This is a genomic window from Chrysiogenia bacterium, assembly GCA_020434085.1.
GTDB lineage: Bacteria > JAGRBM01 > JAGRBM01 > JAGRBM01 > JAGRBM01 > JAGRBM01.
In genome coordinates, this window is sequence record JAGRBM010000276.1 from 1 (window position 1) to 2,169 (window position 2,169).

At 67.1% G+C, this 2,169-nt stretch carries 3 protein-coding genes; all 3 read left to right on the forward strand.

Annotated elements, in window-relative coordinates; genetic code table 11:
* Window positions 1–318: aminotransferase class I/II-fold pyridoxal phosphate-dependent enzyme (locus KDH09_09290; protein MCB0219874.1), on the forward strand; the 318-nt coding region annotated here is incomplete at its 5' end.
* Window positions 315–1,172, forward strand: coding sequence for a prephenate dehydrogenase/arogenate dehydrogenase family protein (locus KDH09_09295; protein ID MCB0219875.1), 858 nt, complete (start codon window positions 315–317; stop codon window positions 1,170–1,172). The genes KDH09_09290 and KDH09_09295, both read left to right, overlap by 4 nt.
* On the forward strand, window positions 1,169–2,169 hold a 1,001-nt coding region (locus tag KDH09_09300; protein MCB0219876.1), incomplete at its 3' end, for a 3-phosphoshikimate 1-carboxyvinyltransferase. The genes KDH09_09295 and KDH09_09300, both read left to right, overlap by 4 nt.

Consider the following 2,169-nt stretch of genomic DNA (forward strand, 5'->3'; position numbering starts at 1 on the left):
CATGAGTTCGTGCGTCGCTCGCGGGAGGTAAATGCCCGCGGAATCCACTACCTGCGCGCGCATCTCGAAAAGCGCGGGCTCAAGGTCACCCCCTCCTGGGGCAATTTCGTACTCGTCGACCTGGGTCGTCCGGCCATGCCGGTCTACGACGGTCTGCTTCGTCGCGGCGTGATTGTGCGACCGATGGGTGGCTACGGTCTGCCCAATTCGCTGCGCATTACCGTCGGCACGACCGAGGAACTCCACCATCTGGCCAAGGCGCTGGACTCGCTCATCCTGGGCGAGGGGTTTGGCAGCACGGGCGGAGGCGCGGCGTGATCTCGCGGCTCACACTTGTTGGCGTGGGGCTCATGGGCGCCTCGGCCGGACTCGCCGCAAAGGCACGCGGGCTGGCCGGCGAGGTCGTGGGCTTTTCGCGCCGCAGGCAGACCCTCGAAGAGGCAAAGCGCGTGGGCGCAATCGATTCCTTCGAGACCGACCTTGTCGCCGCCGTGCGCGGCGCGGACTTCGTGCTGGTCAGCGTGCCGGTCGACGTGGTCGCCGCGCGCGTCCTGGAAATCGCCGCGTGCGAGCTGGCCCCCGGTGCGGTGATTACGGACGTGGGCTCGGTGAAGGGAAACATCGTCGCGGAGGTCGCACGCGATGCAAAGGCGGCAGCGCTGTTTGTGGGCGGCCACCCCATCGCCGGAACCGAGAAGAGCGGCCCGGCCGCCGCGAAGGCCGATCTCTACGAGGGTCGCCACTGCATTCTCACGCCCGGCGCGGACGCGAAGAAGACCGCGGCGGTGCGCGCGTTCTGGGAAGCCCTCGGGATGAAGGTCGAAGAAATGGACGCCGCGCGCCACGACGAAGTGCTGGCCATGATTTCCCACCTGCCGCACGTGGTGGCCTACGCGCTGGTCGGCGCGGTCGCCCGCTATGACAGGGGTGAGCACCCCGCGCTCAAGTTCACCGCGGGTGGTTTCAAGGACTTCACCCGCATTGCCGCCAGCGCCCCCGAACTCTGGCGCGCGATCGTGGAAGCCAACGCCAAGTCGAGCCTCGATTCCATCGCGCGCTTCAAGGCCGAGCTCACTGCGATTGAAGATGCCATCGCCGCCGGAGATTTCGACAAGCTCGAAGATCTCTTTACGCAGGCCGCTACCGTGCGTCGCTCGCTGGAGGACGCATGAAGTCGGTGCGCGTGGCGCCAAAGCGCGGCGTCTGCGGCAGCGCGCTCGTGCCGGGGGACAAGTCCATTTCCCATCGCTCGGTCATGCTTGGTTCCATCGCCGAAGGCGTGACCGAAGTGACCGGCTTCCTTGCCGGCGAAGACCCGCTGGCCACCATGGCGGCCTTTCGGGAAATGGGCGTTGAAATCGCCCACAATGGAACGAATCTAACCATCCACGGCGTCGGCCTGCACGGGCTCAAAAAACCGGCGCGCACGCTCGACATCGGCAATTCGGGAACCTCGATTCGTCTGATGAGCGGGCTCCTCAGCGGGCAGGCCTTCGAGACGGTCATCGACGGCGATGCCTCGATTCGAAAGCGCCCCATGAAGCGGGTGATCGAGCCGCTCTCGAAGATGGGCGCGCGCATCGAGGACGCCGACGGCGCCGGGCACGCGCCGCTCACCATTCGCGGTGTTGCGCCGGGGCAGAAACTGCAGGCCATCAAATACGAAAGCCCCGTGGCCTCCGCGCAGGTGAAGAGCGCGATTTTGCTGGCGGGACTGTATGCGGACGGCAAGACCACCGTGCGCGAGCCCCATCCGTCGCGCGATCACACCGAGCGCATGCTCGCCCACATGGGCGTGCGGCTCGAACGCGGCGACTGGGGCGCGAGCATTGTCGGCGGCGCGCAGCCCAAAGCCGCAACCATCGATGTGCCCGCCGATATTTCCTCGGCGGCGTTCTTTCTGGTGGCGGCGCTGCTGGCAGGCGAGGGCGAACTTGTCCTGCCCAAGGTCGGTGTCAATCCAACCCGCGACGGGATCATCGAGGCGCTTCAGAGCATGGGTGCGAAGATTGAGCTGGAGAATCCGCGCGAGCTGGGCGGCGAACCCGTCGCCGACCTGCGCGTTGCGCCCGGCGCGCTGAAGGGCGCGACCATCGGCGGCGCGCTCATCCCCCGGCTCATCGACGAGATCCCGGCGCTGTGCGTGGCGGCGTGCTTTGCCGAAGGCAC